Origin of the sequence: Mesorhizobium sp. B264B1B, from assembly GCF_020165765.1 — a bacterium.
In the GTDB taxonomy this organism is placed as follows: Bacteria; Pseudomonadota; Alphaproteobacteria; order Rhizobiales; family Rhizobiaceae; genus Mesorhizobium.
The window spans coordinates 19677-41511 of sequence record NZ_JAIUIS010000017.1 but is presented as its reverse complement, the minus strand read 5'-3'; the positions used below and the strand labels follow the sequence as shown (position 1 = coordinate 41511).

Sequence of the window (21835 nt, the reverse complement as noted above, 5' to 3'; positions counted from 1 at the left end):
GCAGGCTGCGACGTCTCATGCCGCAGGTCCGCCATATGGAATATGCCGGCTCCTGAATGTAATTTTACGCTTTGCCGAGAAAGTGTGCGCGTTTTGAGCGAAGGTCTGACCAACGGCTCACATAGCCACCCCTGTTCAGCTCTTTGTCGTAACGATTCTGGATGACCGCTACTTCCGTAGCTACCCCCTATTGGTAAGCGCATGGACTTCGAAGCCAACTATAATACTGCAATCACGACTTTTTCACTTTGATTGCTTGAGGAAACCGAAATTTTGGCCGCGCTGTGCGTTTTGTCACACCACCACCTCCGGTCCACAAGCTATTACTAAAGTGTTAAGGTATGGGTTTAAAAGCGAAATCTCCGTTGGGGCGAGATTTGCGCGGGGGTGAGTCATGACAAGTTTTTTGCCTGCGAATGATCGGACGGACAAAGCTGATCTTGATCAATATCCATCTATTCTCGACGTCAATCGTCTCTCACCGTCCTCGGGAGAGGGAATCGAGATTGCAATCATCGATGGCCGGCCTTTGATGTGTGACTGCTTCAGCAGAAGCCTCGAAATCATTGAGCCATCATTTCATATCCAGCATTACGCGTCGGTCGAAGCGTTCGACATGGCGGATCCCGAAGAAACGCAGAGAGTTTCGACGGTCCTGATGTGTGTGATGTGGTCGAACTCCCAGGCGGACTATCATCTTTCCCAGATAGGCCATCTGAAAGCGACCAGGCCCGAGGTAGGGGTGGTCATCCTATCGGATATCGAGAACTTTGAGGACATTCTCAAAGTGGTCGAAAACGGCGCGCGTGGCTATATTCCTACCAGCGTCAGGTTGCAGGTGGCCGCCAAGGCCATCCAGCTTGTCGCGGCGGGCGGAACTTTCGTCCCGCCCAGTGTTCTCTTTCATTCAGGACGCGCCGTCACCGACGGTCAGTCCGCGACCAAGCAGCAGCCGCACGGAGACAACACTTTTACCTCGCGTCAGATGTCTGTCATCGAGGCATTGCGTCGAGGAAAGGCGAACAAGGTCATCGCGTACGAGCTCAACATGTGTGAAAGTACGGTCAAGGTACACATTCGGAATGTCATGAAAAAACTTCGTGCGAGAAACCGTACCGAAGTCGCCTACATACTCAACACAACGCCGTATGAAGGGATTGCCATACGGAATTGAAATATGGGTGCCGCCTCACTCAACGAGTAATGGTTCTTGACGGACCGTTTTAGTAGATGTGATTTGCTTGAGTTTGGGGAGCAGCCGCAACGGAAGCGGCTGCGAACCTTTGCAAGGGGGCGCTACCCAGGATGAAACAACCGCCCGTTCGATATCCAGGCCCGCAGACTGACGGGGAGATCACCTCGGTAGCTGATGCCAACCATATGCACGGGCCGGATTTGAAAAATATCGAGCATTTCAGCAATGTTAAGTCGTCCACGCTGATCGAGATAGACCGCCGCTGTCGTTGGTTGCATCTCAATGAAGGGGACGTCCTGGTCCCGGCCGGCGAAAGTGTCGACCGGCTTTTTTTTCTGCTCGAGGGCGAGCTTCGAGCGCTCGTTTATACCCGCAATGGCAAGATTGTGTCGCTCCCCCCTGCGCATCGTGGCTCGCTTGTTAACGGAATTGCCTTGAGCGGCGACATCCAGATGCCATATTCGGTCGAAGCGGCGGGACCATGCACTATCGCTTCGATCGGCAGTCGTGCCTTTCTGGACATAGTCAAGCAGGATCCTGAAGCCCTGCATGCGGTTGTACAATTGTTGGTGGAACGTCAGCAGGTGCTTGTCGAGCACATCGTTGAGCTTTCGACGCTCAACGTTCGGTCCCGGGTGCATAAGGAGTTGCTGCGCTTATGCGCTGAAGACATCGGAGCCGACGGTTCGGCGAGGATTTCTCCTATCCCGACCCATACGGATCTGGCCCACCGCATTGGCACCCACCGCGAGGCGGTGGCACGCGAGTTGAGCTACCTGCAAAACATCGGACTCGTGCTGCGCCACGCCAAAGAGCTTTACGTGCCTGATGTATCCCGTATCGCCGATCTTGTGGCAAAGTCGGACGACTAAATCGTAGGCGATGCGTCGGGGCACCTTTCGAGAGTGGTCGGGACGTCGGTTGTGTTTGGGCTTGATCTACGCTGGCCCTGAGCGGCAGCCGCGGTGCTCCAAGGTGACTGATAGGCAGCTTCGCCTGCTCATTCGGCTATTTCAAGACGACCGTGAACTCGCTCTGCGACCGACTTCAGGAATTGGTCGGACGTCGATGTCCATCCAAAGAGTATCTGAACGAGCGTGATCGAGGCATCATGATTGCTCCTTGGGGCGTCCCAAGCGATGGGCTCGCTGGTGCAATCCGTCAGCAGTATGCAGCGATAGTCCCTGAAGAAGGCATCCCGAATTGTCGATTCCACACACACGCTGGTCGTGCATCCTGTCACGATGAGGTGTTTGACGCCTGCGGATTTCAGAACAGAATCGAGTTCGGTTTCGTAGAAACCGCTGAATCGCGTTTTATAGAGGACGACATCCCCTGCCTGTGGCTTGAGGCCGTTGACGACCTCTGTTCCCCAGGTGTCGCGGATCAGAATCCGGCTCTCGCTGCCATCCGGGGCTGTCATGTTCGCGCCCACCCCGAAGATCTGGAGATGTCGAATACGGTTGGGGGCGTCCGACGTTCCAAGGTCCGAGAGGTCGCGATGATATCCCATCTTCAGGTAGACGATGGGCATGCTCAATTCGCGAGCGGCAGCTATTACGCTGGCAGTAGGGCCTACAGCCCGTTGAATCCCGGAGATATCGATTCCGGCTCTGTCGAACATTCCACCGTTGGAGCCGAAGTCATTCTGCATGTCCACGACGAGTACGGCAGCGTCAGCGGGATCAATTGAAATAGGTTGAGGCTTGGCGTCGATGACAAATGGATGCATTTCGTCCTCATCCCTGCTTGCAGCCTAACAACAGTGGTTACGACCAGTCTGCTATCTATCCGCCTCAAAAGCCGCAGGCCGCCGCGCAACGGCGATCCTACCCCCTTAGCCATGCCGCACGTTTGGCATTTGACGCCAGCCAAAGCCGCATCGCGCTTGGCTGCGAGGCCGAGCGATAGATCTTCTGATGATAGACAAACTCATAGGGCCACAGCTCAAGCGTTCGGTTCGCGAAATGCGTCAGCACCCAGGTGATCGCCGCCGCCGCCAAAATGAAGGCGCTCATCGATAGGACAACATTGCCGGAAAAAAGATGGGCGCGGGAAAACAGCGAGCGTGTCAGAAGATACGTGTAGGGATGCACCAGATACAGGCTGTAGCTCACCGTTCCGAAGTATCGAAGCAGCCGATTGCCAAGGAGTAGTGCCGTCAAGCTGTTCCGCGACACTGCAAGGCAGAAGTAGAGCCCCGTCGCGACCATGAGCAAGGGAAGCTCGGCATTTTGGAAATCGGACCAGTGATAGTCGTAATGGCCGCGGCTGGCGAGAAAGACGCAAGCTGCCAGCGCCCCGCTCTCGGCAAGCCGATGGCGGCCCCGGTTTACCCATTCAAATCGATCGTAGGCAAGGCGGATCAGCCCGCCGGCAAGAAAATACAAGGCGATCGGGTACCGGGCGATAAAGAGCGCCGCGAGAAGACCGAGCGCAATTGTGCCGAGTCTGGTTGGGCGACGAACCGTCAGGAAAACGAACGCTGCCGTAAACACATAGAACCAGACCTCGAAGGTCAGGCTCCACGCGTTCGGCGTCAATTGCTCGGTATGGGTTGCAAGGTTCAGGAATGTCAGTCCTGCCAGAACCGCTGTGAGATTGTTGGTTTCGGGATAAAAGTTGGTGGTTGCGTTCAGCAAGATGAAAAGCAGGCTTAGCGCGAAAAACAGAGGGTAGAGGCGCAGGAACCGTCGGGCAGCAAACTGAGCGGGACTATAGCGTATCGCACTGGGCAGGATGACGAAGCCACTGATTACGAAGAAAAGGCAGACTCCGAAGGTGCCGAAATTCCAGAAGGGCGTAATGCGGTCGACATAGGCCGAATTGGAGGCGTAGACGTGCTCCGCCGTGCCGCCCAGGAGGTGAGCGAAGAAGACCATAAGAGAAGCAATGCCGCGCAACCCATGCGCGGCTACATTGAACGAATTGTCGCCAGCCGGCTTCGCTGACGCTTCGACGGGAAAATGCTGCGGACCCGATGAGTTCTGAGGATGGAGATGTGCAACGGTCATCTGAGCCTTCAAGTTGGATCCCGCAGACCATTTCACCGTACACCATCCCAGGTCTCGCAATGCTCGGGAATTCGAAGGACACCCCCGCCCAAAAGTAGTGGGCTGCCGCAGAAAAACTCCACCGGATGACTAACAGCCGCATTGCGGGACTGATTTAACCCAGGCCCGATGCTGATTGCGGGCGATCGCTGGACCGCAACCGAAGTACGGCTTGACTGACACCGATCGGAATTGGCGAACCCTCGGCCGCAGCCACGAGAGCCGCCCCGTCGAACCGCCCCGCCATGTCGCTTTCTCGAGCCGGAGATCGCCTTGGGCGACATGCATTAGCGGAGATGGCGGCGGCCCTGCGCGTCGACGATGGTGTTGTCTGCGACATTGGCGCTGATGTGCGCGCCGTTGTGGATCAGGCAGTCGGCGCCGATCTGGACGCCCAGGAGCACCGTTGCGCCCATTCCCACGACGGTCAAGGCTCCGATGCCCACTCCGCCGGCTATGATAGCGCCTGGTGTCAGGTGCGCATTGTCCTGAACGACGCTGTCGTGGCAGACTATAGTCCCCTGATTGACGATGACGTTGTTACCGATCGTACAGCGCGGACCGATGCTCGCGCCGGCCAAAATATGGCAGCCATGTCCAATCCTGGTCGCCTTGGAGACGATCGCGGAAGGATGGATCACAGGCGGCAGAACGAAGCCCATTGCGGTGGCGCGTTCATACATTGCCCGCCTCACCTGGCTTGACTGGGCGCCTCCGATGCCGATGAAAGCATAGCGCGTGCCCTCCGCAAGCAAACGCTCCAGGCAGTCTTCCGTGCCGATCACCGAAATACCGGCGCAGACGTGGTGGCCGGCGGGCAACGCTTGATCGGTGCAGCCCAGGATATCGTATCCGGCACCATCGAGAGCATCGATCAAACAGGCGGCGTGGCCGCCGCCGCCGATGATGACGGCCCGCCTGGAGAAAGCGACGGAACTCGGCTCGCCCGGTTCGGCTCTCTTGGCGGCGGATCGGCGACCGGCAGCAGCGCGCACCTCGGCTTCGCCAATGCGGCCATTGGACGGAATGACGTCCGCAAGGTTGACCCCGAGCTCGGATGCGGCCTTGCGGGCTTTAGCCGTTATCGCGACTTCGCTGGCCCCGACATCGGCCGCGCTGGTCTCCCCGACAACGACATTCGAATTTTCGTCGATGATTTTGCAAAGCGTTGCGCCGACAGGAACGAAGTCACCGACCTTGATGTCCAGCAGGCCGACAGTTCCTGCCTCCGGAGCATCTACCTCGACTGCGGCCTTGGTGGTCTCAAGCACGAAAAGAATGGTGCCTTGTTCGACCCTTTCACCTTGTGCGACCCGAATCTCGATGAGCTGGAGATTGTCCTCGTTGGCGTTAACCCGCGGGGCTTCGACAAGCACGGTCATGTACGCTTAGCCTTTCTGGAACAGCTCGATGCAGGCCGCCTGGATGGCGTTCACACCCGGCAGCAGATCGTCCTCCCAGTCGCGGCTTGAGGGAATGGGGTGATCGGGCCCGGTCAATGCGCTGAAGTGCCTGACCCGGCCGATCAGCGCGCGCGCACACTCCGACGCGAAGCCCCAGCCGGGAGAGCCTTCCTCCACCGCGACCACACGCGTGCAGTTGCCGACCTGGCTTCGGACCTCATCGCCAGGGAAGGGCGACAGCTGTTCGACGGCCACCACGGTGGTCGCGATTTCCTCCTCTTGCGCGAGTTTCTTTGCGGCCGCGACAGCGTGCTCGACGCAACCCCCATATGTCAGGATCACGACATCTGCATCCGCCGGGCGTGGAAGCGCGTCGGGTCCGAGCACGGGCCTGGAATACATCACCTTGTTTTCGATGATCAGGTGAGGGGATCGCGACGCGAAGGCCCGATGCAGAAGCGTGCCAGGATCGGCATACTCGTGAGTGGCAAGCACCGTCAGCCCGGGCACGCCGCAAAAATGCTTTTCCAGACTTTGCGAGTGCGTCGGCCCATAGCCGCGCCGTCCGCCCATGGGAGCGCGGATGATGACGGGGACCTCAACCTGATCGTTGTACATCCAGCGGAACTTGGCGACGTGATTGATGATCTGGTCGGCAGCAAGGGCTATGAAGTCTCCGAACATGAGTTCGACGATCACAGGCCGGCCTTTGATGGCCATGCCTGCCGCCATGCCAACAATGCCGCCTTCGCTGATCGGCGTGGTCCAGACACGGTCCTTATAGGCTGACGAAAGACCCTTGGTGACTTTGAAGGCGCCACCGTAGGGGTCAAGAACATCCTCACCCAAAATCACCAGACGGAGATCGGCTCCCATGAGATCGTGTAGCGCGCGATTGATAGATTCGACGACACGCATGGATCAACCCCGCGCCAAGGCGGCCGCGGCGGCGGATTCGACCGCGCGGTCCACGACATTCAGGCAGTAGGCGTCGATCTCATCGGCGTTGGCAACGCGCCGGCGCATCGGGGGTATGGGATCTCTGGCTCGAGCTTGCTCAAGACGCTCCGCCGGCCTCGTATCATCTCCCTTGCTGTGGGGGCCGATCCGCTCGGTTCGCAAGTAGAGCCAGCAAGGGCGGGATTCGGCGCGTACATAGCCTACGGCTTCTTGGGCGAGCTCATATATCGCGATCGGATCGTTGCCGTCATAGGCGAATGTGCGGACGCCGAACGGCTCGGCCCTGGCGACGATCGAACCGGAGACGGTCAGATGCTTGGGCGTCGTCTGCGCGATCTCGTTGTCCTCGATCACAAAGACCACCGGGGCGGCGAAAACAGACGCAAGGTTCAGGCTCTCGTATACGGCTCCCTCGCCCATCGTGCCGTCGCCGAGGAACACCACTGCGACGGCGCCCTCGTCCTTTCGCGCCAGCGCACTACCAACTGCGACGGGTGCGATGCCTCCTTGGATGCCATTGGAGTGGAAGTTGCGGAAGCACAGGTGCTGGCTGCCGCCGCGTCCGCCGCAAATGCCGGTTACACGCCCCATGATCTCGGCTATCAGACCCTCGACTTCGCCCGAATAGGCAATGAAATGACCGTGGCAGCGGTGGTTGCTCCAGACAATGTCGCGGTCCCGGTCAAGAGCGTTTATCACGCCAACCGCATTGGCTTCCTGTCCAATGGACGTGTGCGTCGTGCCGAACAGGAGACCTTGGGAAAAAAGATCGAGCAAGCGCTCCTCCACGAGCCGGATGAGCATCATCTGCTGATAAAATCGAACCGCGGCTGGCAGTTCGAATCCGAGCAAACCACGCTCTGTAGGGGCAAGGGTGAGGTTCCGCGCTGCTGACGACGTCACTATCTGCAGCTCTGCCAGAGAAGACGCTGGAACGGTTTCATCCTTCCTGATCGCGCGTTCCTTTGTCATGCTGCCTCGAGCTGGCGCGAAGCCGTAACAAGGATTGACCGCGCCGTCGACGCGGCAGCCATGGTCTCCTCGGTCGTCCAGGACGGGTCGACCAGAAAAGCCATACTCGTTTCACCGAGCTGCCGTGCGATCGGCAGACGTTCGGGCGGCGCTACCCCGGCGTCCGCGAAGGCATGTTCAAGATAGATCTCAGAGCAGCTTCCAGAGAAGCATGGGACGCCGGCCGCATTGATAGCCGCAATCAACTCGTCGCGCGACCATCCGGGGGACAGCATCTCGGGCTTGATATAGAAATAGCATCGGTACCAGGCATGCTTATGCTCCGAACCGAGCTGGGGCGCGTGCAGCATCGGCAATTCAGCAAGCGTCCTCATCCAGATGCTGGCATTTCGCTCGCGTTGGCGAGTCCAGTCGGGTAGGCGCTCGAGCTGCCGCAAGCCAAGCACTGCCTGGATTGATGTCATGCGCCAGTTGGTGCCGATGCTGTCATGCAGCCAGCGAAACCCTGTCGCCCTATGGGGGGCAAAGACCAGATCGTAGTTCTTGCCGTGGTCCTTGAGGCTCCAGGCAGCGAGCCACAATTTCTTGTCGTCCATTGCGACAAGCCCACCTTCGCCGCCCGTCGTGATGATCTTGTCCTGGCAGAACGAGAACGCCGCTATGTCGCCGAAGGAGCCAATCGGTCGTCCGTTGTATTCGGCTCCATGCGCCTGGGCGCAATCTTCGATGACTTTTATGCCGCTGCGCTTTGCGAGTTCCATGATCGGCGCCATGTCGCACGGCCAGCCGGCAATATGCACGACGATCACTGCCTTTGTTCGAGCCGTTATCTTCGGCGCAATCGTCTCGGCGGAAAGGTTGCCCGAACTCGGGTCGACATCCGCGAAAACGGGCGTGGCGCCGGCAAACATGACGCAGGCGGCGGAGGCGACGAAACTGCGGGGCGTGACGATCACCTCGTCACCGGCGCCGATGTGGAGAATCTTCATCGCAAGATCCAGCGCGAGCGAGCCGTTGGCCAGCGCCACCGCGTGACGTCGGCCGAGGCTGCGCGCATAGGCGCGTTCGAAGGTCTTCACATGGTCGCCGGTCCAGGCGTTCACCTGGCCGGATCGCAAAACCTCTACCACATCGGTTATTTGTTCTTCGTCGTAGATTGGCCAGCGTTTCATCGCAGAATACTCCAGCTAGGATTCAAATGACGTTTCGCAGAAGGACAAAGGCCTCGGCCGCCCTCAGATGGGCGGCGGTGCCCCTGACGATCGCAAGCGCCCGCAAGGTTTCGATCGAACGCTCATGCGGGAAATCTCTGATCTGTGAGGCGAACATCGACGCAGCTTCGAGTTTGCGGTCCAGCGTCGATGCGATGTCTATGAAGACGTTCGGCACGAAGCTCGGCGTCACATAGGGGGCATTCCAGTTCGTTTCGGAGACGGTCTCGTAAGCCATGATCGTCCGCGGATATTGAGATTGGGTCGGGCGAGCCGCTACCAGCGATGACAGGAAGATCAGCTGGTGGTCCATGTGCACATCACCGACGAAAGGGATGAGCAACGTATCCGGCACGACATCCCGCAACAGGGTCAGCAGCGCCCTGTTGAGCGTCGCGTGCGGCGTCTCGGCGATCTGCGCAGCCGGCAGATCAAGCCAATGCGTCTGTTGCACGCCCAAACAGGCATGCGCCGCCTTGGCCTCGCTGCGAACCCGTTCCGTCATCTCCTCTGTGAAGGCGGGCGGGCTGCCTCGCGTAACCACTGCGACATGAACTTCTGCGCCTTGCACAGCCATCCGGGCTATCGTGCCGCCACACCCCAGGACCTCATCATCGGGATGCGGTGCGATCACCAGAAGTCGACCGAGTGCTGGGTTCATGGCCGGACCGTCCCGGCGGGCATAGCCTTCAAAGCATGGTCGACATGGCGGCGGTCGACGCGTTCGCCCAACAGTGCCACTTGGACAGTCAGAACCAGTATGTGCAGATCGAGCCACAGGCTGCGGTTGCGCACATACCAGAGGTCGAGCGCTAGCTTTTCGCTGTTGGTGAGGCGGGTATTGCCGTTCACCTGTGCCCATCCGGACAGGCCGGGGCGGACCGTGCCACGAATACGCCCCAGCTCGCCGAATTCGGCGATGGTGGCCGGGAGCAACGGACGGGGCCCCATGAAGGCCATGTCCCCCCTGGCGATCGAGAGAAGCTGCGGCAGCTCATCGATGCGGACGGAGCGCATCAACCGCGTGGCCGGCGTCTCACGCAAGGCGTCGGGGAGCAGCATGCCATTCCCGTCTCGCCCTTCATGCATCGTACGAAACTTGCAGATCACGAACGGGCGACCTTCCAGCCCGCTGCGAGACTGGCGGAAAAACAATGGACGGCCGACACTGGCCCAGACAATGGCAGCAGCCACGAGCCATAGCGGCAGGCTGAGAACCAACAGGATCACCGCGGCGATACGGCTTGGTATGGCCCGGCCAAGCGGAACGCGCGCAGTCCAGCCGCCGGAACGTGCTGTTGGGGTGCTGAGGCCGATCATTGCGACGGTCCGACCTGGACGGAAGAGGTCGTCGCCAAGGTAGTGGCTGAACGGCTTGTCGTGTCCTGGGCGCTATCCAGGCGGTTTATTGACACAAGGATCGTATCTCCGGCCGCAACCGGATCGTCGAGGGTCGCCACCTTTGTGGCGGTCTGGCCGTTTACCTTGCGGCGGATCTGGTAGGTGAACGTGATGGAGTTGTTGCTGCGTGTCTGCTCCGCGGCCAGCGAGCTCAACAGCAGGATCTGTTCCTCGGTCGATTCTCGAACCGCGATCAGGCGCTCGATTTCAGAGTTGTGGGCCTGGAGATCCGTCAACGCCGTGTGTGTCCAGGTCTGGGTGGCGTCATCCAGGTCGCGCTGCAACTGGCTCAATTCGCGGCGCACCGTTGATGCCTGATTGTAGATTTCAAGCAGATGGGATTGCTGCGTGGTCGCTTCGCGCTCGGCGTTCGAGAGGTCTGTGATTGTGACGAGACCTTTCTTGTTGAGGCCCCTGATGCGATCGAGATCCGCCTGTGCCGAAGCGATCACTGTCTTTTGTATGTCCGAAAGCTGTTGAACATTGGCGAGGGCAACATTTACTTCTTCGATCCCCGCCGAGAGCTGCTTGCGACGTGTCGTCAGCGCATGTTGATCTGCTTCAAGGATGCGCTGCTCGGTAGGAAGCAGCGTCGCGAGCAGGTTGGCGTTCATGAGGCCCTTGATCTTGGCAGGCAGATCCAGTTCCGAGATCTTGTCGCTGTTTGCCAATTGGGCCTTGATGCGCGCAGCGGCGACCGCCTCCTTGGCGATCTCCACCACGCTTTCATCAAGAGCTCCGCGCAACCGGGCGCGTGTTACGACGCGATCCTCCGCCGTGGCTCCCCCGGTCGACTGGCCGCCCGCAAGCGCCACCGCCTGCTCCACATTCAGTGCCGGCTGGTAAGGAAACGAGCCCGGCGCCTTTACATCCCCAAGGACGAAGATCGGGCGGAAGCTCACCACCGCAAGAGCTATATGCGGGTCATTGAAGAGTTCACGCTCGATGAATGCCTTACGGATACGACTCAAGGCGTCGGGCACCGTCAGGCCGCCGACTTCAAAGCTGCCGATCAGCGGAATGTTGATCGCGCCATCGCTGGCGACCGTGAGTTGTTCGGCGGGAAGCGCGTCGTCGATGAAGTCAAACGACACCACATCGCCGACCGAAACCTTGTAGTCATCGTCCGCCGCAGCCCAGGCATCAAGCTGGGAAATCAGAATCGCCGCAACCGCAAGGATCGCAATACTGCAGAATCCCAGTGCTTTCGCAAGGAATGTACTGGTCCACGCGCCTGTCGATCGCCTGCTCCGCGCCGCATTGCAATAAGATGCCATGGAAGCCCACCATAGAATTTTCCTGCAAAGACCCTAGCGACACCTGCGCGACGACAATGAGTCATACCTTTGGTGGAGCGGTGACAACCTTCGGTCTGGTTCCCACCTAATTTGGCTAACTGGATGTCGACTGCAACCAACGTATGGTGCGGCTGGATACTGTCGGACGATTGAATGCTTCCTCAGGGCGGAGCGTCGCAGACAGCTGGGAAGCTTGCGTGCACACAAGTGTTCTTCACACCATTACCAGTCTCGACGTCGGCGGCGCTCAGGTCATGCTTGCCCGTTTTCTTGGCCAGGTCGACCAAAATCGCTTCTCGACTTCAGTTCTGTCCCTGCTTTCACCCGGTCCGGTGGCTGCAAACGTAGAATATACAAGATCGGGGCTCGTTTCGCTCGACATGACGGAACGGCCGCGACCGCGCGATGTCGTTCGGCTGACGCGGTCGATAAGACGGGCGGCCCCCGATCTTCTTCACGGATGGATGTATCACGGCAACGTCGCGGCAACGCTCGGCTCGATGCTAGGGCTCAATTTCTCGCCGGTCATCTGGAGCATCCATCACACGGTTCGAGATCTCGCCGACGAGAAACCATTGACGCGCCAATTGATACGGCTCTCGGCCCGCCTGTCGAGGCGCACCAGCGCGATCTCATATTGCTCGCGCGTCGCCGCCGATGATCACGAGCGCCTGGGCTTTGATCCGCGCCGGAGGGTGGTTATCCCGAACGGGACGGATTGCGATCAATTTTCCCCCTCGGCCGACGCCGGTGCGAAGCTGCGCCGCCTGTTCGGCTTGCCGCCCGGACGGCTGATGATCGGCCATGTGGCACGCTTCCATCCCATGAAGGACCAGGTTAGCCTGGTCCGCGCCATCAGCCGGCTCCTGGAACAGGGATACGACGTTCAGGGCATATTTATCGGGGAGGGACATGCCGACGGCCCGGTGCGGCGCACCGCCCGTGAGCTCGGCATAGACGACCGCATTACCACGCCGGGCATCCGCGCTGACATCGCCGACCTCATGCCGGGCTTCGACGTCTACGCGCTTTGCTCGGCTTGGGGCGAGGCATTTTCCCTTGCCGTAGGCGAGGCGATGGCCAGCGGCGTGCCGGCGGTGGTTACCGCGGTCGGCGACTCCGGCTGGCTGGTCGGCGACAGCGGCGTGGTCGTTCCACCGGGAGATAGTGAAGCTCTGGCCGCCGGATTGATCAGGCTTGTCAGCCTTGAACCGGCCGAGCGCCGCGCCTTGGGTCAACAAGCGCGTCGTCGCGTCATGGAGAACTTCTCGCTTTCCCTTTACGTCGGCCGGCACCTGGAACTCTACGAAGCAGCTCTAGGGCGTCGTCGCCATATCCGATAGGAGCGGCTGGTGGTTGCTGTGCACATGAATGGTCGAGATTCTCCTCGCGCCCCTGTGGACTATGCGATGCGCCGCAAGCGCATCGTCGTCATTGCGAGCCTGACGCGTTCGCTTGTCAACTTTCGTCTCGAATTGTTGAAGGCCATGGTCGCTGCGGGGCATGATGTCATTGCGCTCGCCCCCGATGAAGATGAGCGGGCGATCGCCGGTCTCAAGGCAATTGGCGTGACCTTCCGACGGATTCCGATGGCCAGGACGGGTACCAGTCCGCTGGCCGATTTGCGAACGCTCAAGGCGCTTTACAAGCTCATTCGCGGCTTGGCGCCCGAAATCGTCCTGGCGTATACGATGAAGCCGATCATCTATGGTGGATTGGCTGCCCGCCTTGCCCGTGTACCGCGCCGGTTTGCGCTCTTTACAGGCTTCGGCTTCATATTCAGCGGCAGCATGACGGGACTGCGCGCAACCATTTTGCGCCGGTTGAGTATTGGTCTCTACCGCTCGGCTCTGGTCGGCTGCGAAGCAGTTTTCGCTTACAATGACGCCGACGCTTCCGACATCCGGCGCCATGGGATGGTTTCTGCGACGACGCCGGTGATCATGATCCCAGGTTCAGGAGTGGACCTGACACTGTTTGCCGCAAGCCCCCCACCTTCAGGGCCTCCCGTCTTCCTTCTGATCGCTCGCTTGCTTCGCGAAAAGGGAATTGCCGAGTTTGCTGCCGCCGCGCGTATCCTGAAGACCAAGTACCGCGCTGCACGCTTTCAGATTCTCGGGCCCTTCGATCCCAGTCCCCTCTCCATCTCGAAAGCCGAAATGGACCAGTGGACCAAGGAAGGCGCCGTTGAATATCTCGGCGAAACACACGACGTCGGTCCCTATTTGACCGCGTCCACCGTGTTCGTGTTGCCGTCCTATTACAGGGAGGGCATTCCCCGCAGCGCGCTGGAAGCCTTGTCGACCGGTCGGCCGATAATCACGACCAACGCCCCTGGCTGTCAAGAAACGGTGATCGAGGGCGAGAACGGTTTCCGGGTCGAGCCGCGAGACGTGGAAGCTCTCGCCTCGGCGCAGCGGGCTTTTCTCGAGGATGAGGAACTCGCCGCAAAAATGGGCGCCAACTCAAGAAAGCTCGCGGAAGACCGGTTCGATGTTCACAAGGTGAACCAAACCCTGCTCGAGGCGATGGGGATATAGTCTGCCGCGCCTGATCGGCCGCGCGGCCGATGGCGGTCAAGCGGGAAAATAACGACGAATCTGCTGCCGTTTCAAATAGGCTTTCCGCAGGGCACCACGGGCCTGTCGGAAGGGGTCGACGCGGTTGAACACCCAGCCGATCGATGGACCGCCGGCGAACCGCAGGCGCTCGACAACCTGGGAGAGAGCCTCTTGCGTGGTGTTGTCGCACGCGGCCACGACCACGACGGTATCCACCGAGGCGGCAATCCTGATTGCGTCTTCGACGACGAGCACAGGCGGCGCGTCGATGATCACCACGTCGTATTCGAGCCGGAACGCCTCCAGCAATTTCGCGAATTGGCTGGAATTGAGGAATTCAGGCAAGGTCTGGTCGTCGGCAGATGGCGCCAGCACATCCAGTCGCGGAACTTCAGGAAGCGTCTGAACGATCTCTGCCAGGGTGCAACCACCATGTAGGTAGTCGTTGAGTGTCTTGTCGGCGGGCCCAAACTGCATGGCGCTATGGATGCTGCGGGTTCGCAAATCCAGATCAATCAGCGCTGTCAGGGCGCCGTCCATTCCAGCTGCCACGGCGAGGCCCATGGCCGTCGTTGTCTTGCCTTCCTGTGGTAGTCCTGAGCTGACCAGGATCACCTGTTTGCTCCGGCCACCGTTCATCCGGGTGCAGGCCATGTACAGCGACCGGAAGGCATCGGAGAAGGCCGACCGTGGTTGCGACAACAAGGTTTCAAGAGGGGGCGTGGCGCGTTGCAGGAATTTCTTGGGCAGTTGCGGAATCGACGCCAGCAGTGGCGCACGGATAAGCTTCGATACCCGTTGTGACTCGCGTATTCTCACATCCATGCTTTCAAGCGTCAGCACAAGGATCAGGGCTAGGATCAGCGACGCGGCGAAACCGCCTGCCGTCATCAAACGAAGTTTGGGAAAGGAAGGGCTCGTCGGAATCTCGGCGGCGGAAACCGTCCGCACGCCGGGCTCGACCGCCTCGGAAAACGGATCGAGGCTGCCAAGCCTGCCTGATACGAGGTCGTAGAGCTTCTGCTCGGTCGACAATTGGTTGTTCAGTTCCCGAAGCTTCGCTTCCGCCAGGCTCCTTTGCCGCAGTTGCTCGTTGGACTCCTCCAAAGTCTTCGCGAGTTGGTTGACCCTGCCTTCGTTGACGCGGACGTCGTTTTCCAAGATTGCGATCGTACGCAGCATCTCCTGAGAGATCATCGCGCGGACGGCCGCTACTTTTGCATCCGCCTCCTGGACCAAGGGATGATTGCGCCCGTAGTTGCTGGCCAGTTGCGCGCGATCCCTCATCGCCGTCGCTTCGTCGTTGCGCAGGGACGTCAGGAAGTCCGATGAGAGCAGGGGATCGACGTTGGCGCCCGCGTCGCCGGTCTTGGCCGCCAGCCTGACCTGGGCGAGGCGCGCCTGCGCTTGCGTGTATTCACCTCTGGCGGTGCTGAGCTGCTCGTTGCTTTGCTGGATCGAGGCGCGCAGCAGATCATCGCGTGGATCGCTGGATACGCCGTGTTCTCGCGCATATTGGGCGATCTGGCCTTCTATGGCGGCTATCCGTGACGCAAGCTCCGTCGATTGCTGCCTCAGAAAGCTAACGGCGTCCTTGATGTCCTGCCGCTTGTTGTCCCGGGACCATTCCACGAACAGTTTGGCCGTCGCATTGGCTATCAGGGCCGCCCTCGACGCGTCGTCATTGAAAAAGGAGATCGTCATCGCCGAGCTCTCTCCGGACCGGTCAACCGAAACGCTCGACAGATACGATGAAATCGCCCGATCTTGCTGAACCCCCTTCGATGGCAGCGACGCGGGATCCTGCGGGTCGGCGCCGGCGACAAGGCTCCATAGCGCTCGCGGTATCGAGACGATCAAGCCGACGGCCTGTGACAGCAGTCCAGGGCCCGAATCCGAAGGGGAAGCTCGGCTCGCGGCTGGTTTCAGATAGGTGTTGAAGTCCGGGTCCTTGATGAGGTCCAGTCTGTCGACGACCAGGCTGGCAAAGACACGAGAGGTGATCAGATCCGCCTCGGTGTCCATTCGCGACTTGTCGGGCTGTTGATTAGGCTGCGCTTGTGCGGTGTCGAGAGGATTGGGATCGTCGGATTCGACAACGATCATCGAGCGAGCGGTGTACGTCTTGGGAAGTTCCACGGCCGTGATGAGCGCGAGAGCGGTGCCGGTAGTCACGACCGCAAGGATCAAGGGGAGGCGCCTTCGGAAAAGCGTGTAGAGCTCGCGCGGGCCGAAAGTGCGTTCCTTCGACGGCTCGATCGGCTCTTGAAGAAATGGTTCCAGACGGCTCCACACGCTGTTGTCGTCTATCAAGCTCACAGATCCCGCCCCTTTTTTTTGTCTTCGACTGGTCCAAGCCGGCCCTGCCACATCGGACCTGGAGGCTACCCAACATCGAATTCGCGACTTACCGCGACGACAGTTTTAACATGGTTGCGCGGCCGCAATCGCGCTCAAGAGGCTTAGCCGCAAAGGCGACATCATCCAAAAGGATAGCGTAACCGGCCCGGGCCCTATCTTGGCAGATAGGCTGAACTGCAGGCCCAATGAGGGCTGGCGAAAAGGACTCTCAAGCAGATTCAGGAGTGAGGATGAACTACGCCAGGGCTCCTCGCCATTATTGGACAAGGCCCGGCCCCAAACCGGCCGTCACATCGTTGCCAGAGGTAGCCGGGAGACTCGGGCTCTGGTTCGCCGTGGCGTCCGTCTTTCTCACGCCCTTCAATATTCTTCGGTTTGATGCATTCTATTTTACCATCAGCGACGGCTTCGCTCTCGCGGCCGTATTCGCAGCCATACTCGGGAAATCCTTTTCGATCTCTCCCTTGGGCGCGGGGACGTTTCTATGGAATATCGGCATCGCCCTACTATGCGGGATGCTGCTGCTAAGCAGTCTGATCCACGGAGATCCGCAGCGAGGCTTCATCATCTCGGCGCAATATCTGTACGCTTACTTTCTCCTGGCCTTCATGATCGTGTCGAGGCCCTGGGCGGAAATCGTTCTCTTGATGAAATCATTTCTTTGCTCGATCGCCGTGATGTGTCTGCAGGGGATAGTGATAATCGACATCCTCAAGCAACGCGGCACCGTCTTTGTCAGCGGCAATGGTCGTTTCCAGGGTTGGGTGGAACGCGAGAATGAGTGCGCAACGCTGATAGCGCTCTCTGTCCCGCTAATGTTGTGGCTGGTGGCGTCAGGTTGCATAAGGCCTCGCTGGCTTTGGGTCGGACTGCCGCTTTTTGGTTATGGCATTATTTTGACAGGATCCAATACCGGCCTGATCGGCCTTGTCTTTGCGGTCACCATCTTCGTAGTCGCGACGGGCTCGTGGCGCCGCATCATTTCTTTAGCGGTGACCTCGCTCGCCGCATTCTTCATTGCCGTTACCTGGGGCCGCGACTTCTTGCCCGAGGTCTTCCAACACCGCGTGCTGAATGCGCTGCAGAATGGTGACCTCGATGAGGCTGGCACGTTTGCAGACCGTATGCGGCTCATCCATGAGGCCATTGGCAAAGCGGACAATAATTCACTGCTTGGTATCGGTGCCGACCAGTATCGGCAGGTCAGCGAATTGCACGCCCCGGTCCACAACACCTACCTCCTCATATGGGTCGAGGCAGGGCTGCCCGGATTCATCGGTTTTCTGCTCCTGCTCGTGGCAGGCATCACCATCGCCATCCTTGCCGCTCGGAGTCGTGAAGGCAAGGTATCCGCCATTTGCACGGCGACGACAGTTCTCCTCTTCGCGGCGCTGGCAAATGCGCTACCACATCTTTACAGTCGTTTCTTTCTCGTGCCTCTGCTGCTTGGAATGGCGCCCAGTGTTGCGATTTTGCGCGACGGCCCAGCTTCAAGAACGGTCACGCGCTTTCTTCGCGGTACTCGCTCCAAGTACGGTCGTTCGCGGCCTTTCCTACGCAGGCCGATCTAAGGGGCCCACCAGCCGAGCTTTCCAGCTCCTACAAAGGCTAAAATCGGCGCACCCGGAAGATCTGGTCAGGGTCTCCCCATGGCAAGAGCGAGCGATATATAGAAGCTATTTCGCCGGCTCTGATGCTTGCGCGGAGATGAAACGAGCGAGGGCGAACACGCCCTCGACGAAGTCTTCTCCCTCGATAAACCGGCCCTCAACCCAGCGTCCCTGGGTATCCTGACTGTCGACGAGCTGACGCACCTTTAAATTCAGTTCGCCAGCACTCAACTCATCCGCGGCACTGATCCACAGTCGTTGACGTGAAACTCTCTGCCCCCGCGTTGCACTCTCGAGCCGAGCGAACACCGGCTCGATCTCTGCACCGGTTTTCATGCCGTAGTGTTTCAGGAGGTCCATGTCGTCGAACGTCACTTGGCCGCCCTCATCGATGTAAAGCGGCCGGTTGGTGTTGAGTTCGTAGAAACGTGCCCAACTGCCGTCGGACAGGCGCGCCGCCTGTAGCCAGGTGGCTGCAGTCGTCGCCGCGTGCAGCAACCGCGCATCCCTGTTTTGCTCGTTCAACTCGATCAGGTAATCGATGTTGCCGGCGGTTTCGCGCGAGACGACCGCTGGCGGCTCAAACCTGCGTCCCCAAACCGGCTGCATGGAACGATCGTAACCCTGAGCCCAGCCCTGTTGTGGCGCGGGCAACTGGGCTGCAAGGAGAAAATCACCGATCTTCTCCGCCGTCTTGAGATATGCGGGATCGTGATATGTGCGGTAGGCGTTGAGAAAGAGACGACCCATATCGCGGGGAAGATTGTCATTGATGATGAAATAGGGCGGACGATCAGGCTTCTGCCACTCGTGAGACCAACTGGCCGGAATACTCGCCTTGGCTGCAGCCTTTACATCCGCCCCAGGCGCGGCTCCCTTGAAGAATACCGGGAAGGCCCCATTCGGGTATTGCACCCGCATCAATCGATGAAGCGCCCTGTCGATGCAGGAACGGACGTCCGGATCCGAACCGCCGCTCGCCAGGTCGAACCACATCAGAAAATTCAGCACGCTCTGTGTGTTGTTGTCATCGAGGACAGTCTCGTTGCGTTGCGGATTGTCCTTGATATCGCGACAGGTATTCCCGCCCAACTTCAGTGCGCGGTAGCACCATGTCGCCGCCTTTTGCGGGTCGGTCTCGATCTTGTAAAACCATCCGCCGGACTCCAGCTGAGTCTTGACCAGAGCGGTTGCCACGACCTGGGCAGACTGAAGCCATTGCTTGTCGCCGGTAACCTCGAAAATGCGCAGGAACGCAGCGCCGACAGCCGGCGTACCAGGCGGCTGCACCCAGCCAACGCTCGCGGGCACGGTACCGCCCTCGCCCACCCTCTTTTGGCCGTCGAGGGAATATTTCCATACATAAGTTCCCGCTACACCGAGATGATCGCGGAAATAGGCCCCGGCAGCCTCGACCGCCTTCCGTGCCTCGGCCACTGTCGGCTGAGGTTGAGGCGCCCCGGCCAGTGCAGTGCCGCACGACAGCGCAACAAACAGAGCCGAGGCAATATGCCTTAGCACGGCAGCGCTCCCGCTGGGCCTCAAGCGGCCGCCTCGTGTGGACGCGTGGTTGCCTTGGCTGAACCGAGGATCACATGAGGCACGAATGGCGCCGTCACCGCCGCCGCAGGCTTGGCTTCCTCTCTGCGGTAACTGGGAAGCATATCCGCAACAAGATTTAACACTCCCTCAGTGTCGCCGGCCCTCGCCAAGCGACGCAATTGCGAAAATCCCTTGCGAAGCGTGTCAAGCGGCATCGCGTTGGGCACGGCGCCCAAGACTCCGGAAATCGGAACGTCGACACGTCTTTCGCTTTCGTCGAAGAGTTCCTCGAACAGCTTTTCTCCCGGCCGGCAGCCGACAATCTTGATCTTGATGTCCTCATCCGGCCGAAATCCCGCGAGCTTGATCATGCGGCGCGCCATGTCGATGATCTTGATTGGCGCACCCATGTCGAGAACGAAGATTTCGCCCTGTCCGAGTTTTTTCTCCAGACCATGGGCCGATGCCTGCAAGGTCAGTTCAACCGCCTCGCGTATTGTCATGAAGAAGCGCTTCATCTCCATGTCGGTCACGGTCAGCGGACCGCCGTGGGCGAGTTGGCGCTTGAACAGCGGGATCAGCGACCCGCTTGAACCCAGAACATTGCCGAAACGAACGGTCATGAAGCGGACGGGGGTATCGCCGGCGGTGAAGGCGAGGTCCAGGGACTGGCAGTAGAGTTCCGCAAGGCGCTTGGTAGCGCCCATGACACTGGTCGTGTTCACAACCTTGTCGGTGGATATCTGGACCATTGCCTTGGCGCCGCAAAGGCGGGTCGCTTCTGCCACGTTCATAGTACCGATGACGTTGGTAAGAATGCCCTCACAGGGATTCAACTCGACCATCGGCACATGTTTGAGCGCCGCCGCGTGGAAGACCAGGTCAACGCGATGGCGTCGGAAAATCTCGCCCAGGCGAACAGGGTCGCGTACGTCGCAGATATATGGCTTCCGGCGCACATTAGGGAATTTCTCCGCCAATTCCAGATCGATGGCGTACAGATTGTACTCGCTGTTATCGATCAGGACCACTTCGGTGGGGCCGAGCGCGGCAATCTGCTGCGTGAGCTCTCCGCCGATCGAGCCTCCGGCGCCGGTGACGACGATGCGCCTGTTTTCGATCATTCGGGACAACGCATCTTTATCAAGAACCGCCTGCGGCCTCTCCAGAAGGTCGGTAAGTTCGATGGGGCGCAAGTCGAAGCGACTCTGATATTTAGGATTGCGCAGTTCCAGGACCGGGGCGGGGCGAGAGACAGCGATGCCCAGACGGTCGGCCCGGTCGATCAGCGCTTCAAGCATCGGGTCGACGAGGCCAGGCACCCTTTCGGTGAAAATCACGTGGCGGGGCTTGATGCCGCGACCTTCCAGATCGCCGATGACCATGTCGAAGTCTTCGATGCTGCCCAGAACCGGCACGCCGCGCAGGAAATAGCCCTCTGTCGTTGCGCCATTATCGAGCACGCCGACCGGCCAATGGCGTGCATTCGGATCCCGCTGCAGCGCGCGAATATAAAGATCGGCCGCATCGCCTGCACCGATCAGCAGCACAGGGACCACGTCGCGTCCGTTTTTCGCTCTGTTCGCAGTCGGACCAAAGCGGCTTAGCTCAACGAGCTTGGAGCGGATGCGAACTGAAATAAGCAGCGGCACGAGCAACAGAAACTGGATCACTATCACCGAGCGCGGGATCGAATCGAGCCGTGTAGCCACAAACATCAGGAACACGAAGGCCAGCGATGTGACGAATGCCGCGCGAACGATACCGAGCATGTCGCCGACAGAAGCATATCGCCAGTTGCGGGTGTAGAGGCAAGTCACCGGGAAGACCACGGCGCATGTAAGCAGGAAGCAAGGGAGTGCGAAGAGCAACGAAGCGTGGCTTTCCGGACCGGTGAATTCTCCATCAAGGCCCAATCGCATGAATGAAGCAAACGACAGTGCCGCCAGCGCCAGGGCCAGATCGATGATGTAGAGATGAAGGTTCTTGCCAACGGCCTTGGCGCGCCCGGTCACCCGCCGGCGCAAGTAAGACAGCACATGAACAATCGTCCGCGGTTTGCTGACGAGACGGCCGAGAGCGATCGCAGTGGCCAGCAAAAGGGATTGGCCTCCCAGTGGACTGATTGCCTCAAACGGCTGATCTGACTGGCTCATTCTAGACCTCGACAAAGCTTAGCCGCCGCGCCCCAAGAGAGCGCGTCAAGAGATGCGGCTGTTTGAACTCGCAGGCACAAATCCGTGCCTGCCAGTCCCTTGCTCAATCAAG

At 59.6% G+C, this 21835-nt stretch carries 17 protein-coding genes; 5 read left to right on the top strand and 12 right to left on the bottom strand.

Annotation, left to right across the window (positions count from 1 at the left end; translation table 11 throughout):
* Positions 1 to 394: 394 nt before the first annotated feature.
* Positions 395 to 1174: a response regulator transcription factor gene (locus LB547_RS27065; RefSeq protein ID WP_140672071.1), complete on the top strand. Its 780-nt coding sequence runs from the start codon at positions 395 to 397 to the stop codon at positions 1172 to 1174.
* Positions 1175 to 1305: 131 nt separating this feature from the next.
* Entirely contained in the window at positions 1306 to 2067 is a 762-nt protein-coding gene (locus LB547_RS27060; RefSeq protein WP_140498452.1) for a Crp/Fnr family transcriptional regulator, read from the top strand.
* Between the two features lie 128 nt (positions 2068 to 2195).
* Here LB547_RS27060 and LB547_RS27055 read toward each other — a convergent pair whose 3' ends face one another.
* The 9 genes from LB547_RS27055 to LB547_RS27015 form a co-directional block, all read right to left on the bottom strand.
* Positions 2196 to 2927, bottom strand: a complete 732-nt coding sequence (locus LB547_RS27055; protein ID WP_140763103.1) for a cysteine hydrolase family protein — start codon at positions 2925 to 2927, stop codon at positions 2196 to 2198.
* Positions 2928 to 3024: 97 nt separating this feature from the next.
* A complete protein-coding gene (locus LB547_RS27050; RefSeq protein ID WP_140498450.1) occupies positions 3025 to 4209 on the bottom strand; it encodes an acyltransferase family protein in 1185 nt (394 codons plus the stop codon).
* Between the two features lie 326 nt (positions 4210 to 4535).
* Positions 4536 to 5630, bottom strand: a complete 1095-nt coding sequence (locus tag LB547_RS27045) for a NeuD/PglB/VioB family sugar acetyltransferase (protein ID WP_140763100.1) — start codon at positions 5628 to 5630, stop codon at positions 4536 to 4538.
* Between the two features lie 6 nt (positions 5631 to 5636).
* Positions 5637 to 6569 carry an alpha-ketoacid dehydrogenase subunit beta gene (locus LB547_RS27040; protein ID WP_140498448.1) on the bottom strand — a complete coding sequence of 311 codons (933 nt, stop codon included), beginning with the start codon at positions 6567 to 6569 and terminating at the stop codon, positions 5637 to 5639.
* 3 nt (positions 6570 to 6572) lie between these two features.
* Positions 6573 to 7583, bottom strand: coding sequence for a thiamine pyrophosphate-dependent dehydrogenase E1 component subunit alpha (locus LB547_RS27035; RefSeq protein WP_140728636.1), 1011 nt, complete (start codon positions 7581 to 7583; stop codon positions 6573 to 6575).
* Complete coding sequence (locus LB547_RS27030) at positions 7580 to 8755, bottom strand: DegT/DnrJ/EryC1/StrS family aminotransferase (RefSeq protein ID WP_140513507.1); 1176 nt, start codon at positions 8753 to 8755, stop codon at positions 7580 to 7582. Before LB547_RS27030 ends, LB547_RS27035 begins: the two co-directional genes overlap by 4 nt.
* Positions 8756 to 8777: 22 nt before the next feature.
* Positions 8778 to 9455: a PIG-L deacetylase family protein gene (locus tag LB547_RS27025; protein WP_140763097.1), complete on the bottom strand. Its 678-nt coding sequence runs from the start codon at positions 9453 to 9455 to the stop codon at positions 8778 to 8780.
* Complete coding sequence (locus LB547_RS27020) at positions 9452 to 10114, bottom strand: sugar transferase (RefSeq protein WP_140498444.1); 663 nt, start codon at positions 10112 to 10114, stop codon at positions 9452 to 9454. Before LB547_RS27020 ends, LB547_RS27025 begins: the two co-directional genes overlap by 4 nt.
* The gene (locus LB547_RS27015; RefSeq protein WP_140763094.1) at positions 10111 to 11472 is read right to left on the bottom strand and encodes a polysaccharide biosynthesis/export family protein; all 1362 of its coding nucleotides are present in this window, start codon (positions 11470 to 11472) and stop codon (positions 10111 to 10113) included. Before LB547_RS27015 ends, LB547_RS27020 begins: the two co-directional genes overlap by 4 nt.
* 143 nt (positions 11473 to 11615) lie before the next feature.
* On the opposite strand from LB547_RS27015, the gene LB547_RS27010 reads away from it, so the two are divergent.
* Together LB547_RS27010 and LB547_RS27005 are read left to right on the top strand one after the other, a co-directional pair.
* Positions 11616 to 12836 carry a glycosyltransferase gene (locus LB547_RS27010; RefSeq protein WP_140498442.1) on the top strand — a complete coding sequence of 407 codons (1221 nt, stop codon included), beginning with the start codon at positions 11616 to 11618 and terminating at the stop codon, positions 12834 to 12836.
* A 66-nt stretch (positions 12837 to 12902) separates the two neighbouring features.
* On the top strand, positions 12903 to 14033 hold the full coding sequence (locus tag LB547_RS27005) for a glycosyltransferase family 4 protein (RefSeq protein WP_140633019.1): 1131 nt from the start codon (positions 12903 to 12905) through the stop codon (positions 14031 to 14033).
* A 36-nt stretch (positions 14034 to 14069) separates the two neighbouring features.
* Here the strand turns inward: LB547_RS27005 and LB547_RS27000 are convergent, their stop codons facing one another.
* A complete protein-coding gene (locus LB547_RS27000) occupies positions 14070 to 16367 on the bottom strand; it encodes a GumC family protein (RefSeq protein WP_140581298.1) in 2298 nt (765 codons plus the stop codon).
* A 278-nt stretch (positions 16368 to 16645) separates the two neighbouring features.
* On the opposite strand from LB547_RS27000, the gene LB547_RS26995 reads away from it, so the two are divergent.
* Positions 16646 to 17986: an O-antigen ligase family protein gene (locus LB547_RS26995; RefSeq protein ID WP_181165376.1), complete on the top strand. Its 1341-nt coding sequence runs from the start codon at positions 16646 to 16648 to the stop codon at positions 17984 to 17986.
* 105 nt (positions 17987 to 18091) lie between these two features.
* Here LB547_RS26995 and LB547_RS26990 read toward each other — a convergent pair whose 3' ends face one another.
* Both LB547_RS26990 and LB547_RS26985 read right to left on the bottom strand, forming a co-directional pair.
* Positions 18092 to 19546, bottom strand: coding sequence for a hypothetical protein (locus LB547_RS26990; protein ID WP_140763091.1), 1455 nt, complete (start codon positions 19544 to 19546; stop codon positions 18092 to 18094).
* A 20-nt stretch (positions 19547 to 19566) separates the two neighbouring features.
* On the bottom strand, positions 19567 to 21723 hold the full coding sequence (locus LB547_RS26985) for a nucleoside-diphosphate sugar epimerase/dehydratase (RefSeq protein WP_140633013.1): 2157 nt from the start codon (positions 21721 to 21723) through the stop codon (positions 19567 to 19569).
* Positions 21724 to 21835: the final 112 nt, after the last annotated feature.

Bases quoted from the DNA above. Each gene is read 5' to 3' on its own strand.
- LB547_RS26985 (WP_140633013.1), bottom strand. From the start codon at position 21,723: ATGAGCCAGTCAGATCAGCCGTTTGAGGCAATCAGTCCACTGGGAGGC.
- LB547_RS27045 (WP_140763100.1), bottom strand. From the start codon at position 5,630: ATGACCGTGCTTGTCGAAGCCCCGCGGGTTAACGCCAACGAGGACAAT.
- LB547_RS27030 (WP_140513507.1), bottom strand. From the start codon at position 8,755: ATGAAACGCTGGCCAATCTACGACGAAGAACAAATAACCGATGTGGTA.
- LB547_RS27055 (WP_140763103.1), bottom strand. From the start codon at position 2,927: ATGCATCCATTTGTCATCGACGCCAAGCCTCAACCTATTTCAATTGAT.
- LB547_RS27010 (WP_140498442.1), top strand. From the start codon at position 11,616: ATGGTGCGGCTGGATACTGTCGGACGATTGAATGCTTCCTCAGGGCGG.
- LB547_RS27015 (WP_140763094.1), bottom strand. From the start codon at position 11,472: ATGGCATCTTATTGCAATGCGGCGCGGAGCAGGCGATCGACAGGCGCG.
- LB547_RS27035 (WP_140728636.1), bottom strand. From the start codon at position 7,583: ATGACAAAGGAACGCGCGATCAGGAAGGATGAAACCGTTCCAGCGTCT.
- LB547_RS27020 (WP_140498444.1), bottom strand. From the start codon at position 10,114: ATGATCGGCCTCAGCACCCCAACAGCACGTTCCGGCGGCTGGACTGCG.
- LB547_RS27040 (WP_140498448.1), bottom strand. From the start codon at position 6,569: ATGCGTGTCGTCGAATCTATCAATCGCGCGCTACACGATCTCATGGGA.
- LB547_RS27025 (WP_140763097.1), bottom strand. From the start codon at position 9,455: ATGAACCCAGCACTCGGTCGACTTCTGGTGATCGCACCGCATCCCGAT.
- LB547_RS27005 (WP_140633019.1), top strand. From the start codon at position 12,903: ATGCGCCGCAAGCGCATCGTCGTCATTGCGAGCCTGACGCGTTCGCTT.
- LB547_RS26995 (WP_181165376.1), top strand. From the start codon at position 16,646: ATGAACTACGCCAGGGCTCCTCGCCATTATTGGACAAGGCCCGGCCCC.
- LB547_RS27065 (WP_140672071.1), top strand. From the start codon at position 395: ATGACAAGTTTTTTGCCTGCGAATGATCGGACGGACAAAGCTGATCTT.
- LB547_RS27060 (WP_140498452.1), top strand. From the start codon at position 1,306: ATGAAACAACCGCCCGTTCGATATCCAGGCCCGCAGACTGACGGGGAG.
- LB547_RS27050 (WP_140498450.1), bottom strand. From the start codon at position 4,209: ATGACCGTTGCACATCTCCATCCTCAGAACTCATCGGGTCCGCAGCAT.